This is a genomic window from Metaclostridioides mangenotii (genome assembly GCF_017873185.1).
Lineage (GTDB): Bacteria > Bacillota > Clostridia > Peptostreptococcales > Peptostreptococcaceae > Metaclostridioides > Metaclostridioides mangenotii.
On the sequence record NZ_JAGGJX010000003.1, the window covers coordinates 115,076 to 129,996 of the forward strand.

At 30.4% G+C, this 14,921-nt stretch carries 13 protein-coding genes; 12 read left to right on the plus strand and 1 reads right to left on the minus strand.

The window, feature by feature from the left end; translation table 11 throughout:
- The first annotated feature begins 90 nt into the window (after window positions 1-90).
- The 8 genes from J2Z43_RS09135 to J2Z43_RS09165 all read left to right on the plus strand — a co-directional run bounded on the left by J2Z43_RS09135 (window position 91) and on the right by J2Z43_RS09165 (window position 8,411).
- On the plus strand, window positions 91-1,842 hold the full coding sequence (locus tag J2Z43_RS09135) for a LytS/YhcK type 5TM receptor domain-containing protein (RefSeq protein WP_209456905.1): 1,752 nt from the start codon (window positions 91-93) through the stop codon (window positions 1,840-1,842).
- 2 nt (window positions 1,843-1,844) lie between these two features.
- Window positions 1,845-2,570 carry a LytTR family transcriptional regulator DNA-binding domain-containing protein gene (locus J2Z43_RS09140; protein ID WP_209456906.1) on the plus strand — a complete coding sequence of 242 codons (726 nt, stop codon included), beginning with the start codon at window positions 1,845-1,847 and terminating at the stop codon, window positions 2,568-2,570.
- 139 nt (window positions 2,571-2,709) lie between these two features.
- Entirely contained in the window at window positions 2,710-3,126 is a 417-nt protein-coding gene (lrgA, locus tag J2Z43_RS09145) for an antiholin-like murein hydrolase modulator LrgA (protein ID WP_234926299.1), read from the plus strand.
- Between the two features lies 1 nt (window position 3,127).
- Window positions 3,128-3,817 (plus strand): antiholin-like protein LrgB, encoded by a 690-nt coding sequence (lrgB, locus tag J2Z43_RS09150; protein WP_234926300.1) that lies wholly within the window; start codon window positions 3,128-3,130, stop codon window positions 3,815-3,817.
- Between the two features lie 233 nt (window positions 3,818-4,050).
- Window positions 4,051-5,280, plus strand: a complete 1,230-nt coding sequence (locus tag J2Z43_RS09155) for an MFS transporter (protein ID WP_209456908.1) — start codon at window positions 4,051-4,053, stop codon at window positions 5,278-5,280.
- Between the two features lie 447 nt (window positions 5,281-5,727).
- Window positions 5,728-5,844, plus strand: coding sequence for a cell wall metabolism sensor histidine kinase WalK (locus J2Z43_RS14850; RefSeq protein ID WP_234926303.1), 117 nt, complete (start codon window positions 5,728-5,730; stop codon window positions 5,842-5,844).
- A gap of 311 nt (window positions 5,845-6,155) precedes the next feature.
- The gene (locus J2Z43_RS09160) at window positions 6,156-6,851 is read left to right on the plus strand and encodes a metallophosphoesterase (RefSeq protein WP_209456909.1); all 696 of its coding nucleotides are present in this window, start codon (window positions 6,156-6,158) and stop codon (window positions 6,849-6,851) included.
- A gap of 243 nt (window positions 6,852-7,094) precedes the next feature.
- Window positions 7,095-8,411, plus strand: a complete 1,317-nt coding sequence (locus J2Z43_RS09165; RefSeq protein ID WP_209456910.1) for an APC family permease — start codon at window positions 7,095-7,097, stop codon at window positions 8,409-8,411.
- A gap of 380 nt (window positions 8,412-8,791) precedes the next feature.
- Here J2Z43_RS09165 and J2Z43_RS09170 read toward each other — a convergent pair whose 3' ends face one another.
- On the minus strand, window positions 8,792-9,895 hold the full coding sequence (locus J2Z43_RS09170; protein WP_209456911.1) for a lactate oxidase: 1,104 nt from the start codon (window positions 9,893-9,895) through the stop codon (window positions 8,792-8,794).
- Between the two features lie 404 nt (window positions 9,896-10,299).
- Between J2Z43_RS09170 and J2Z43_RS09175 the strand changes: the two genes are divergently transcribed.
- From J2Z43_RS09175 to J2Z43_RS09190, 4 genes are all read left to right on the plus strand, one after another.
- The gene (locus J2Z43_RS09175; RefSeq protein WP_209456912.1) at window positions 10,300-11,052 is read left to right on the plus strand and encodes an ABC transporter ATP-binding protein; all 753 of its coding nucleotides are present in this window, start codon (window positions 10,300-10,302) and stop codon (window positions 11,050-11,052) included.
- Window positions 11,053-12,969: an ABC transporter permease gene (locus tag J2Z43_RS09180; protein WP_209456913.1), complete on the plus strand. Its 1,917-nt coding sequence runs from the start codon at window positions 11,053-11,055 to the stop codon at window positions 12,967-12,969.
- A 260-nt stretch (window positions 12,970-13,229) separates the two neighbouring features.
- Complete coding sequence (locus J2Z43_RS09185) at window positions 13,230-13,904, plus strand: response regulator transcription factor (protein ID WP_209456914.1); 675 nt, start codon at window positions 13,230-13,232, stop codon at window positions 13,902-13,904.
- Window positions 13,901-14,914, plus strand: a complete 1,014-nt coding sequence (locus J2Z43_RS09190) for a sensor histidine kinase (RefSeq protein WP_209456915.1) — start codon at window positions 13,901-13,903, stop codon at window positions 14,912-14,914. The genes J2Z43_RS09185 and J2Z43_RS09190 overlap by 4 nt, the downstream gene beginning before the upstream one ends.
- The last annotated feature ends 7 nt before the right edge of the window (window positions 14,915-14,921 follow it).

Sequence of the window (14,921 nt, forward strand, 5' to 3'; positions counted from 1 at the left end):
ATTTATTATGATATACTTGGTATACATAAATGGGAAGATTGAATGATTTATGAAAATACCTTGTTGTATAGTAAAAAAGGAGGTGGGTAAGTGGTAAATTTATTTATACCATTACTTGAACGAGTTGGTCTTATTATAATTTTAGCATATATATTATTAAATATAAATTATTTTAAAGTATTATTAAAAAATCGAGATGTATTTTCTACTAAAGTAAAATTTATAGTTATTTTTAGTGCTTTTGCGATAATTTCTAATTTTACTGGCGTTGAAGTTAACGGTGAAAGTACATTCTTAAATGGTTTTTTACTAAAAGTTGGACAACATTCGTCTATTGCAAATACAAGAGTTTTAACAATAGGGGTTTCTGGATTGATAGGAGGTCCTTTTGTAGGTTTCTTTGTCGGTATGATTTCCTCAACAGTACGTTTATTCCAAGGTGGAGACGCTGCGTATACATATTTTGTTTCTTCTGTTTTAGTCGGGTTTTTCTCAGGTTACTTTGGAAGAAAATCCTTACGAAAAAATACATTTCCATCAGTAAAGGAAGGTATGATTATTGGGGTTATTATGGAATGTATTCAAATGATGTGTATTGTTATTTTTAAAGGAAACATAAATGGATCAGTGGAGCTTTTAAAAATTATAGCACTACCTATGATTTTGATTAATGGAATTGGAACAGGGATATTTCTATCTATTATTACATCTACATTGAGACAAGAAGAAAGTGCGTTAGCAGTTCAGACGCATGATGTATTGGAACTTGCCAATCATACATTGCCATTTTTTAGGTCTGGTTTAAACGAAGAATCTTGCAAAGAAGCGGCTATCTATATTTGTAAATTTTTACGTGTATCAGCAGTAAGTATTACTGACAACAAACGGATATTGGCTCATGTAGGTGAAGGAAGTGATCATCACATTCCTTCATTTAAAATCCTAACTGATTTATCAAAATCAGTGATACAAACAGGGAGAATAAAGGTAGCTAACTCACCTGAGGAAATAGGGTGTAATCACAATGGGTGTCCTTTAAAAGCAGCTATTGTAGTTCCGCTTCATTCCGGTGGAGAAGTTGTTGGGACATTTAAATTGTATTTTACAGATCCAACAAAATTAACTTTTGTCGAGAGACAGCTAGCTGAGGGATTGGGAGAAATTTTTTCTAGTCAAATTGAATTTGGAGAAATTGAGTTTAAAAATAAATTGCAAAAAGATGCAGAGATAAAGTCTCTTCAGGCCCAAGTAAATCCACATTTCTTTTTTAATGCTATTAATACTATTTCTGCATTGATAAGGATTGACAGCGAACAGGGACGTAGATTATTATTGCAATTAAGTAAATTTTTTAGATCAAACCTACAAGGCGCGCGCAGAAATCTCATTACTTTAGAAGAGGAGCTTGAACAAGTAAGGGCTTATTTATCAATTGAGCAAGCTAGATTTCCAAATAAATATACTGTAGAGTTCCAAGTGGAAGAGTCTATGAATGACTATTTACTGCCCCCGTTTGTAATTCAAATTTTAGTAGAAAATGCTTTAAAACATGCTTTTGGATCTAGAAAAAATGGCAATAATGTATGGGTTAAGGTAACAGAGGTAAAAGAAAGTATAAGATTAGAGGTTAAAGATAATGGTTTTGGTATTGATGAATCTAAAATTGAGAAATTAGGCAAAGATGTTGTAGAATCTGAAAGTGGTACTGGATCAGCTATTGAAAATTTAAATAAGCGACTTAAAAGTTTATTTAGCGATAGTTCAGCACTCCAGTTTGAATCATCATCTTCAGGAACAACTATATCATGTAATATACCTAAACGAGAATTTGGAGGTGTATAAAAATGAAAACACTAATTATTGATGATGAGCCATTAGCACGTAATGAACTTCGTTATTTATTAGAACAGTGTGAGGAAATTACAGATATAAAAGAAGCAGAGACAATTGAAGAGGCTTTCGCAGAGATGTTGAATAATAAGCCGGACTTATTGTTTTTAGATATACATTTATCTGATGAGAGCGGTTTGAGTCTTGCAGAAAGATTACAGAGTATTGAGGAACCTCCAATGATTATATTTGCAACAGCTTATGACGAACATGCGGTAAGGGCTTTTGAGCTTAATGCAACCGACTATATCCTAAAACCTTTTGATTTAGATCGTATAAAAAAAGCAGTAAAGAAAGCTTACAAAAAGTATGAAATTAAATCAAATTACTCATTAGATAGTTTGATAACTGATGTGACTACACTGCCTATTCAAGTTGATGAAAGTATATTCGTATTAAAAATAGAAGATATACTTGCTGTAGTTGTTGAAGAAGGCAAGACATCTGTATATACTAATCAAGAGATTTACCATACAGCAATCGCTTTGAGTACATATGAGAAAAAACTTCCAAGTGCTCAATTTCTAAGAGTTCATAGAGCTTATATTATTAACAAAAATTATATTAAAGAAATACAACCTTGGTTTAATCATACATACCAAGTAACATTAGAAAACAAACTAAAAGTTCCCGTTAGTAGATCGTATATAAAAGAGTTCAAAAGCGAGTTGGGAATTTAGCTGTGAATTTAAAATTGATAATAGTGTATTTGGGACTGTAAATGTCGCATTTCACTCTGAAAACATCCTTCTTTTCATTATTTTTATTATAATTTGTATATAAACAAATATAAAAAATAACCAAAGGGGGATGTTTCCTATGGAAAAGAAAGTATATTCATATATGTATCAAGCAATAGTTATCTCAGTAGTAATGATAATTTCAAAGTTAATTGAAGGGGTATTACCTTTTGTAATGCCAGCTTCTGTAATAGGTTTAATATTACTTTTTACAGCACTATGTACAAATGTAATAAAATTAGAGCAAGTAGAGCCTGTAGGTAATATGTTAGTTGACAACATTAGTCTTCTATTTGTTCCAGCGGGTATTTCAGTTATAAATTCTTTTAATATTTTATCTCAGCATCCAATCCTAATTATAGGACTTATAATAATATCAACATTTTTACTTTTAGCTTTCACTGGATGGATTACACAATTAGTACTTAAAGTTAACCCAAAAAGTTTCAAAGTAAGCTTACCAGAAAAAGCACCACAAAGTGAAGGGGTGAATTAATATGAGTACAATGACTCCATTTTTCGGTATCTTAGTAACATTAATTTCTTTTTCAATTGGAAAGTATTTATTTACAAAAACAAATGGATTTTTCTTATTTGCACCATTATTCATAGGAATGGTACTTGGAATTATATTTTTAAAAACAACTGGTTTTAGTTACGATGACTACAACCAAGGCGGAAAGCTAGTTAGTTTCTTCTTAGAACCAGCAACAGCTTGTTTTGCAATCCCCCTATATAAAAGAAGAGATGTTCTAAAAAAATATTTTATACAAATTATGAGTGGAATAACATTTGGTACATTAGCTGCGATTATGGGTATTTATTTTGTAGCAACAACTTTCCAGCTAGGGCCACAAATAATAGCATCTATGTTGCCTCAAGCAGCTACAACAGCAATTGCAATGCCTGTATCAACTTCTATTGGAGGAGTTGCTGAAATAACTTCTTTAGCATGTATTTTAAATGCTGTAATAATTTACGCTTTAGGTAAAAAGATGTTGAAGCTTTGCCGTATAAATGATCCTATTGCTAGAGGTTTAGCTCTAGGAACAAGTGGACATTCTCTTGGAGCAGCTGTTGCCAATGAGATGGGTAGCGTAGAGGCTTCGATGGCAAGTATCGCATTAGTTATTGTAGGGGTTATAGTTGTAATCGTTGTTCCGATTGCAAGTACATTCATCTTATAAAAAAATCAATATAACTCTAGACTATTCGAATAGTCTAGAGTTATATTGATTTTTTTATAAGATGATTAAATGTAAAAATAAGGTAACATTATAACGAAGTATTGATGGAGAGTAGATTTATTTAATTGTTATATAAATTATGTTGCAAATAATTTATATTTAAAGCATACTATTCTATAGTGTAATTATATAATTTAATATATCGAATAAGTGAAAGGATAATTTGGTTTTTTATGGGACATAAAATAGAAAAATGGAAAAAAGAATTTTTGATTCTTTGGTCTGGACAAGCAGTATCGATTTTAACCAGCGCAATTATTCAGATGGCAATTATTTGGTATTTAATAGATAAAACTGGATCGGCGGCTGTTTTAACATTTGCCACTTTGATTGGATATTTGCCTCAAGCAATTATTGGGACATTTGCGGGAGTATTCATAGATAGATATAACCGAAAGAAGATTATGATTATATCTGATGCGTCAATAGCTATTTTAACATTCTCTCTTGTAGTAGTAGGTTCGTTTGGAGATATACCAGTATGGTTTATTATGTTAGTCTTATTTGGTAGGTCGATAGGATCGGCTTTCCACAATCCTTCTTTACATGCGATAACACCGGTGATTGTGCCTAAAGATAATTTAACCAAATACGCTGGGTATTCGCAAGGATTTACATCGATGTCCTATTTAATAAGCCCTGCTGTTGCAGCGCTTTTATACAGCATGTGGGATCTTCATATTATAGTATTTTTGGATATAATAGGAGCCGCTTTTGCAATTGTAATGTTGATGTTTATAAAGATTCCTGATATCAGAAAAAGTGAATCAGAACAAAAGAAAGGATATTTTAGTGAATTTAAAGAGGGCGTAAATGTATTGAGGAAAAAGCATGGAATGATGACCTTAGTTGTAGTGGATGCAATTTATGCAATAATTTATTTTCCTATGGGGAATTTATATCCATTAATTACTATGACGTATTTCAAAGGAAATTTCTTTGATTCAAGTGTAGTTGAGATTGTATTTTCATTAGGTTCATTCTTGGGATCTTTCTTATTGGGAGTAATAGGAAGTAAGATTAATAAATCGAAGTCATTGGGAAGATCTATTGTAGTTTACGGAATTGGGCTTTTGATTATAGGAATGCTTCCTTCAAGTGGATTTAAGATATTTGCAGTGATTTCAGGGATAATGGGAGCTTCTGTACCGTTTTTCACAGGTGTAAAGACATCTATATTCCAAATGAAGTTTGAATCCGAGTATTTAGGGAGAGTTTTATCTCTGACTTCTAGTTTAACAATGTTTGCTATGCCAATAGGTTTGGTTTTAGCAGGAGCGTTTGCTGAGGTTATAGGGGTAGAGCGTTGGTTCTTTATTTCTGGAGTTGCGACGATGTTTATAGCTATATTTACAATGTTTGCTCCTAGTCTTAGAAATTGTGCTGATGAGCATATAGATTAGAAGAATTTAAATAAATATGTTTAAAAGAGGCTATCTCGAAGTAAGTTATGCTTCCCTAGGTTAACAGACAAAATCGTAAAAATCTGTTACCCCAGGGAAACATATCGCTTTCAAGGTAGCCTCTTTACACTTTATAAGTATAAAAAGTAAACCTATACCAAAAAATAAGATACTAAAAAATAGTACAATGGCAGGGATATACATCATTTTAATAATGTCTTTGGGGCATTAACATTTATACTGATAGCGTATAAAGATATCAGTATAAATTAGCAGCGATGTTTAATTTATAAAATATTTGTACACAGATAGAGAATTAATAATGAGAATTATTCAAAATTTAATTCGTAATTGTATCCAACATTCAAAAGGAGATATATATGTTAGTTTAACAATAATAGGAGATTAAGTATTTACTAGTTTAGCAACTCAGTCGATAATCCAAATTTGATTGATGTAGATAGAATATTCGATAGATTTTACACTGGTAATAAAGCTAGAAGTAAAAGTATAGGTTTGGGTCTATCTATTGTTGGGTTATTGGCAGAACAGAAGAATTTATGAATTAACCTTATGAGTTAATAAATTTAGTTAATGATCATTTTAATTGCATATATTCTATAAACTTTCTTAGGACGATCTTTTGTGAATAATTCAGAAAAATGTGGATAACTTTAAATTGTTGAAATTTAACTAATATTATGATGAAAAATTATTTTTATAATTATCAAAAATATGAAGCTTTATTTATTAGATACATATAATTAACTAATATAAGCATTAAATTATACACTAAATCAATAAAAATAAATAGCCGATTATAGGGTCGGTGCTGGATATATACTAACTATATTTTGTAAATGGGGGATATAATTATGATCTACTTAATGAGTGATATTCATGGTGACTATAAGAGATTTCAAAGGATGCTTAAGAAAATTAAATTTGGTGTGGATGATAGACTTTATATTTTAGGTGATATTATCGGCAGAGGAACTGAAAATTTAGATATGCTTGAGTTTTGTATGAATGAATCAAATATATATTTGATTAAAGGAGACCACGAACTTTTTATGCAGCTATACCTTGAAAATTCAAGTATAGATATTAGTAAATGGAAGCAGTGGGATGGTCAAAATACTATAAACGAACTTAAAAATGTTACAGATAAAGAGAAAAAAATGTACGTAAAGTATTTAAAAGAGTTGCCTCTTTATATAGAGATATGTGAATTCGACATAAAATATATACTTACACATTCAGGATATAATGCAGATATTGATTCAATTATAAATGATGATGGCAAAGTCGACACAAAACTTACGATAGAAAAATCAGTAAACCATGATGAGTGTAATTATCTGATATCAAAAGATATTCACTACATTCCAGCGGGGATTAAATTTGATAGGTATATTATTGTAGGACATCATACTACAATAAAATATGGAGAAGACAAAATTATGAAAAATAAGCGATATATGAATATAAACTGTGGAAATAGCATTAGGGATAGCGGTGGAAAATTAAGCTGTATATGCCTAGATACTATGCAGGAATGGTATGTATAAAGATATAACACTTAACCATATTTATATTTAAATGGTTGATTATTCTAGAATATATACTATAATAGATCTTGTCGTGTTTTTAGTGGAAATTTTTAAATTACTACTAAGGGCAAACAAAATGTAATTATATTGGTTCATTAGCATCTTCAAATCAAAAAATATAAGATTTTATAAAGACACAGTGATTGAATCAAAAATTAAGCGATTAGAGTTTAAAATCATAAAAAATATTTGGAGGAATTGATGGGCGATCAACTTAAGAAGACATTGGGGCTACCGATAGCATTATCAATAGTTGTTGGTATGGTTATAGGTTCAGGTGTGTTTTTTAAACCACAAGCGGTTTATGAACTGACAGGAGGAGCACCTGGATTAGGTATTATAGCGTGGATATTGGGTGGTTTAATTACAATAGCAGCAGGTCTTACAGCTGCAGAGATATCAACTGCAATACCGAAAACTGGGGGTATGATGGTATACCTTGAGGAAATTTATGGAGAGAAATTAGGATTTTTGGCAGGATGGGCACAAACCGTGCTTTATTTTCCAGGGGCATCTGCAGCTCTAGGGGTTGTTTTCTCTCAACAAGTAATAGAATTTATTGGTAAAGATCCTAACAATATGTTATATACACTACCTATTGCTGTAGGGGTTATTGTATTTATAGCAATGTTAAATAATATAGGGTCTGAATTTGGTGGAAAAATACAAACAATTTCTACAATTTGTAAGTTAGTGCCATTATTTATAATTATAATATTCGGATTTAGCAAAGGTCAGAGTTCAGAGATATTTACTCCGATGGTAGGAGAAGGTAAAACGGTTTCAGGTGTTTTAGGAAATGTATTATTAGCGATATTATTTGCGTATGATGGCTGGATAAATGTGGGTTCTATAGCAGGAGAAATGAAAAACCCAGGTAAAGATTTACCTAAGGCAATAATAGGTGGACTATCTATAGTAATGTCAGTTTATATTATAATAAATATAGCGTATTTATGGGTATTACCAGCAAGTGAGCTTGCACAAGCCGTATCACCGGGGGCATTAGTAGCGACAAAAATATTTGGTCCTATAGGTGGCAAGATAGTAAGTATAGGTATAATGATATCAGTGTTTGGAACATTAAATGGATTTATATTAACCGGGCCTAGAGTACCTTATGCTTTGGCTGTTAAAGGATTTCTTCCGGGAAGTAAGTATTTGTCAAAGGTCAACAAGGGTGGATCACCGTATTTCGCAACTTGGTTAATAGCTATAATTGCTTGTATATATGCCACATCTGGACAATTTAATTTATTAACGGATTTATCAATATTTGCAGTATGGATATTTTATGTATTTACTTTTATCGGAGTTATAAAGCTTAGAAAAGATAGACCGGATATGGAAAGACCGTATAAAGTGCCACTGTATCCGATAATACCGATAATAGCTATAGCGAGCGGATTATTCGTTATTATAAATCAATTAATAACAGCAACAGTTTTAGCAGCAGGATGTATATTCTTAACATTACTTGGGTTACCAATATACACTTCGATGAAGAAAAAGTTATAATATATAAATTTCTGTGTTTTTATAAAAATTATATTTACAATTTTAGTAATATTGAGTGGTAGAGCGAACTAACATAGCGGACTAATATAAATTTAAAAAGTATTAAGAAAATAAAGTTGATTTCTATATTACATAGGAGTCAACTTTTTTAAATTGTATCAATTTGTATTGAAAAGCAGACTTGAAAAAATATGCAAAGTTAACGTATGCATCTGTCACTTGTTTAGTTTTTGCTATATTTAGTTTTGGTATGGGTATTCCTTTATTCATATTACTATAAAAAGTTTTAATAAATATATTGAAAAGATGTAATAAATTAGATTGGGAATGGTTAAAAGGGAGTAACGAAATAACTAAGCTCATTTCTCCCTTTTATTTACTTAACAGCTACATCTATTAGTAACTAACTTAGCTCTCTGTATATCTTTTACAGTTTTGCAGCCAGTAAGCTGCATTGCTATTCTAAGCTCGTAGTTGATATGATCAAATACCGATTTGACACCTTCCCAACCACCGAGGGCTAATCCGTAGTACACAGGTCTGCATAAACCAACTATATCAGCACCGGAAGCTATAGCTTTAAATACATGCTGACCTCGTCTAACTCCACTATCAAATATAACAGGGACTTTTTTATTTACGGCCTCTGCTATTGATTCCAGCACATCAAAAGAAGCAGGGGCACCTTCAAGTTGCCTTCCACCATGATTTGAAACCCATATTGCTGATGCACCATGTGATATAGCAATTAAGGCATCTTCAGGTGCTTGTATACCTTTAACAATTACAGGCAATTTTGTATAAGCTGCTACTTTTCTAATAATAGAAGGATTTATTTTACGTAGAGTGTCCGATAATAATTCTTCTATCGACATACCTTCAGCTTGGACATATCCTTCTATATTTGGCATGGTAAGTGGAAATGTGAAGTCGTTTCTTATATCAGCTTCTCTATTGCCGCTTACAGTTGCATCGAGAGTTAGGACAATGGCCTTTGCCCCAGCTTCCATTGCGCTATCTAGAATATGTTTATTAAAATCTTGATTCTTGCTCAAATAGATTTGGAACCATTGAGGTGAACCACCTCCAGCCATTTGAACTTCCTTGAAAGTTTTATTGGCAAAAGTGCTTACAGTCATTATTGTACCAGATGCAGAAACTCCACGTGCTGTACCTTCATCGGCAGTTTCATGTGCTAATCCTTGAGCTGCTCCAGGGCTCATGACCAGTGGAGTATCAATGTTGATGCCAAGAATTTTGGTTTTTAAAACAGGGTTTTCTACTCCAGTCAATACCCTAGGAACAATTCCTTTATGATTAAATGATTTTGTATTTTGGATTAGCGTCCATTCATCTCCAGCTCCTCCTGCTATGTAGTCAAAGGCACCTTTAGGTATTACGGCAGATGCTCTTATCGGTAAGTCGTCGATATCTACAATTTCTATGGGTCCTTCCAGTTGGCTTGCTTGATAATTATCGCTCATATAATAATTCTCCTTTATCTAATTTGTTAATATACTATGAATAAAAATTATAAAGTTTACAATTTAGTGCAAGTTATATGATATATTATATGAAAGATTTAGAATATATTATAACTAATGTAGCATTTGTCAGTGTATAACGGGAAGGTATTTATATGAAGAAGATTAATAAGAAAATATTATAAGTTTTTCATATAATAATATTTTTATAGATAAAATAAATTTTAATGTAGCTTAAAGGGTAGAACCGCATCAATTTCTAAATGATGTGGTTTGTTTTGTTATATTACAAAAGTGTAATATTAGAGTATGAAAAGTAATCTTAATCGCAGGATTAAATATTATAAAAATATTAAAATATAAGTATATTAGAAATTCAATAAATAAAATTTGGAGGAATATTTATGAAGGAGATACTTAGAGTAAAAGATGTTTCAAAAGATTACGGTTTAAAAGGATTTAAAACTAATGTACTTAAAAATATATCACTTACAGTTCATGAAGGAGATTTTATATCAATAATGGGACCTTCTGGAGCTGGCAAGACAACATTACTCAACTTAATGTCGACACTTGATAAGGCTACATCGGGAGAAATATTACTGGATGGTATAGATATAGACAAAGTGAAAAACAAGGATCTATCAAAACTTAGGAGAGATAAGATAGGTTTTATATTTCAAGATTATAATCTATTAGATAATATGACGCTAATGAATAATATAGCCCTTCCCCTAGCACTGGGCAGAAAAAGGAGCAAAGAAATAGAGGATAGAGTAGTTGAGATTGCTAAAAAATTTGGACTTGTAGATCACTTGGACAAGTACCCTTATCAATTATCTGGTGGTCAGAAGCAAAGAGGAGCAGCGGCAAGGTCTTTAATCACAAATCCATCTGTTATATTTGCAGATGAACCTACTGGTGCACTGGATTCAAGATCTGCATATGAGCTACTGGATTCACTAGAGAGGGTAAATAAAGAAAATAATGCAACTATAATAATGATCACACATGACCCTCTAACTGCAAGTTACTCAAATGAAGTATACATGATTAGCGATGGATATATAAAGTGTAAACTTAACAAAGGTGAAAGTAGAAAAGAATTCTATGGAAAAATCATGGAGTTGCTTTCTTCTATGGGAGGTGGACTTTAAGTGAATGTATTTAGCATTGCATTTAATAATTTTAGAAGCAACATAAGAACATATGCAGCCTTTTTTATTTCTATGGTATTTTCTGTAGTAGTTCTTATAAACTTTGAAATTTTAAAGAATAGTGAAACAATAAAATTTTTACAAGGAGAAAATAAAAAATTTACAGAGGCGGTTCTTATATCTGTAATAGTGATTTTATCGGTGTTTTTGGTATTCTTTATTTGGTATGCTACAAATGTGTTTTTTAAAAACAGAGTGAAAGAGATTGGTATATTGTCGTTTATGGGACTCGATCTGTTTACAATAGGAAAAATATATTTTGTCGAAAATATGCTTATAGGAGTGAGTTCTTTTATATCAGGTTTAGCAATTGGGGTAGTGTCTTCTAGATTTTTTCAAGTTATTATTGTTAAAATTTCTGGATTTGATATAGATGTATCAAGCAAATTTGGACTAAATGCTTTAGTATCATCTGCAGTACTGTTCTTATCAATATTTTTAATAATGACTTTAAAGGGCTTTATAACTATTTGTAGAAGCAGTGTTATAAGTCTTATGAATATGGCAAAACAAGAAGAAAAGATACCAAAAGTGGGTCTTTTATTGTATATAATGGCAATTGTTTCATTAATGATAATTGGGTATGGATATTACCTTTCATTTGATATAAGGTCTGGAAATATAGGTAAAATAGTACCAATAATCATCATTATATGTATAGGCACATATGGATTATTTAAGTCGGTTATTCCAGTTGTTTTTAGCGTATTGATGAAAAATAAAAAGATACTATTTAATGGTGAAAATATTATTTCTATAAGCAATATAAACTACAGGCTCAGTAAAAACTATAAGACCTATGCCGTAATTTCTATAATAATTACAGCGACTATATCCACTTTAGGGTCTGCTGTAGCTATAAAAGATATACAAGAAAATGCGGCAGTTCAAAGAAACATATATACTGTTAGTGCGGTGTCTAGTGATAAAAATGTTGTAGATAGATATAGACTAGAAAATATAATTCGTCAAACCAATGATATTAAATATTCTGTAAACCCAGAAATGATTGTTGTAGAGAAAAAGAATAATAAATATATAGGAGATATTGGCAATATATTTATGAACTATAGAGATTTTGTAAAGATATTAAAAGATAATGGAAATGAAGAAGCGATTAAAGAGTTGGGGCCAAAGTTTGTAAATGGAAAAAATATAATTCAGTTAAAAAGCCCTCAAATGATAGGTTCAGTAGCAGAAAAAGTTGAAACAGTGGATGTTGATGGTTTTACATATAAGATATCAAAGGGAGAAGTAAAGACTCCAGTTTTAGGTACCGGTTTTAGCTATGAGATTTATATTGTAAACAATAGTGAATACCAAAAACTAAGGGAGAAAGGGAAGCAATTATATTTCTATGGAGCAAAAGTAGAAAATGAAAAAAATAGTCAGGCTATGTTTAATAATCTTAAAAAAGATTTAAAAACAAAAAATATTTTCTCTGTTCAAAATGGCTATAAGGTACAAGAAGAAAGCCAATGGATGAAATTTGCATATGCGGTATTAGTATTCCTATTTATAGTATTTATAATGGTTGCAGGAAGTATAATTTATATGAAAATATACAATGACGCATATGAAGATAGAGATAAATATGACATTTTGATTAAAGTGGGAGCTAGTGAGGGAGAAATAAAGAAAAGTATTGTAAAAGAAGTATCTTTATTTTACTCTTTACCAATAATAAGCGCTGCAATTTCTAGCTACTTTGCACTTAGATTAGTCGGAGATATACTTATTACTCTTGAAAACGTATTTAGTATATATATTTTAAGTTTAGTTGTATGTTTTTTAATTTTCCTAATATACGGGGTTGTTTCGGTAAGTAAATTTAAAAAAATTATCGGTATAAAGTAGTAATGTAAATATTAATAATGGCAAGTGTAACTAAGGCGAAATAGAAGATAAAAGCAAATATGTCGTGTAGTTACATAGCCATTATTTTTTATTTATTTAATAGTATATAAACAAAAAAAGTTTATTTTAAAGTTTATTTTATATTAGAATTGTATAAATAAAATTAATTAATATACAAATATAGTTATATAATGTACTTATAAATAATTTAAAAATATAGAATTAATTACAGATAAAATATTAGAGTAAGGAGGTCGCATATGAAAGAGATTTTATTGGTAGAAGATGATATAGCTTTGGCAAAAGAAATTTCTTTAGCTCTAGAAAAATGGGGATTTAATGTTAGTTTAATAGATAGCTTTGAAATGATTTTAGAAGAATTTGTTAAGAAGAAGCCTCATGTAGTTATTATGGATATCAATTTACCCTTGTATAATGGATTTTATTGGTGTGAAAAAATACGAAAAATATCGAATGTTCCTATAATATTTCTATCATCAAGAGACTCAGACATGGATTTAATTATGGGAATAAATAATGGCGGAGATGATTATATAACAAAGCCTTTTTCAATTGATGTTCTTGTTACAAAAATAAATGGAATAATACGCAGAGCTTATAATTACAGTGATTCTAACAATCTTATTTACTATAATGATGATATAATTTTTGATATTGAAAAGGGAACGGTAAATTACAAAGAAAAAAATCTTGACCTTACAAAAAATGAAATTAAAATACTAACTTTACTTCTAAAAAATAAAAACAAGATAGTATCGAGGGAAAGTCTTATGATGTCTCTGTGGGATAGCGATGAGTTTGTAACAGATAACGCTCTTACTGTCAATATAAACAGATTGAGAGTGAAGTTTAAAGATTTCGGATTTGATGATTTTATAAAAACTAAAAAGGGGATGGGGTATATAATTGAATGAGTATAATAAAATATTTAAAATATAAGATAAATTATATTACCCTTGTTTTTATTTTAATTGCAATAATAGATATATATCTTATTTCTCTACGTTCATTAGAAAATAGGTATATTGAGCTTGTTTATATCAATATGTTCGCTCTAGTAATTGCGATTGGTTTTTTCACTTTGGATTATTTAAGATGGAAGTATAAGTACAGTAATATTTTTAACTGCATAGAAGAAGGAAGTAGCATTGAAGAATATTTAATAAATGGGGATTCTTTTGAAGAAGAGATAATTAGAGAAATAATAAAGAATTTGAAGAAAGAAAGTGAAATTGAATTAAGCAAGTATAAAAATGCAACAAAAGATCTAGACGAATACATCTCAAAGTGGATTCACGAAATTAAGATTCCAATATCCGCATTAAATATTATTACGGAGAGACTAGATAGTCCAGAAGACAGTATAAGTATAAAAAATGAAACAGAAAAAATGAATTTTCTAGTGAACTCGATTTTATATGGAAGCAGAAGTACAAATCTGTTTGATGATGTATTTATAAATAAAGTAAATTTAGATGATTTGGTCAAAAAATCTATTAAGAACAATGCTTTTTTATTGATAAAAAACAATTTGGATGTGGAATTAAAGGATTTGAACTATGAAGTATACACAGATATTAAGTGTATTTTGTATAGTTTTGATCAAATAATAAATAATGCGATAAAATATTCTAAAGAAAGAGGAAAGATCGAATTCAATGCAAAATCAGAAGAAAACTGTGTGGTATTGTCTATAAAAGACTATGGTATTGGCATAAGTAAAGAAGATGTAAGTAGAGTGTTCGATAAGGGATTTACTGGATCAAATGGCAGGGAGCGAGTTTATAAATCCACTGGTATGGGACTTTACTTTTCTAAGAATATAATGGACAAGTTAGGGCACAAAGTGGAAGTTAGCTCAGAGAAAAATGTATATACGGAGTTTAGGATATTTTTTTATAATATCTCGGATTATTTCGTTTAATAGTGCA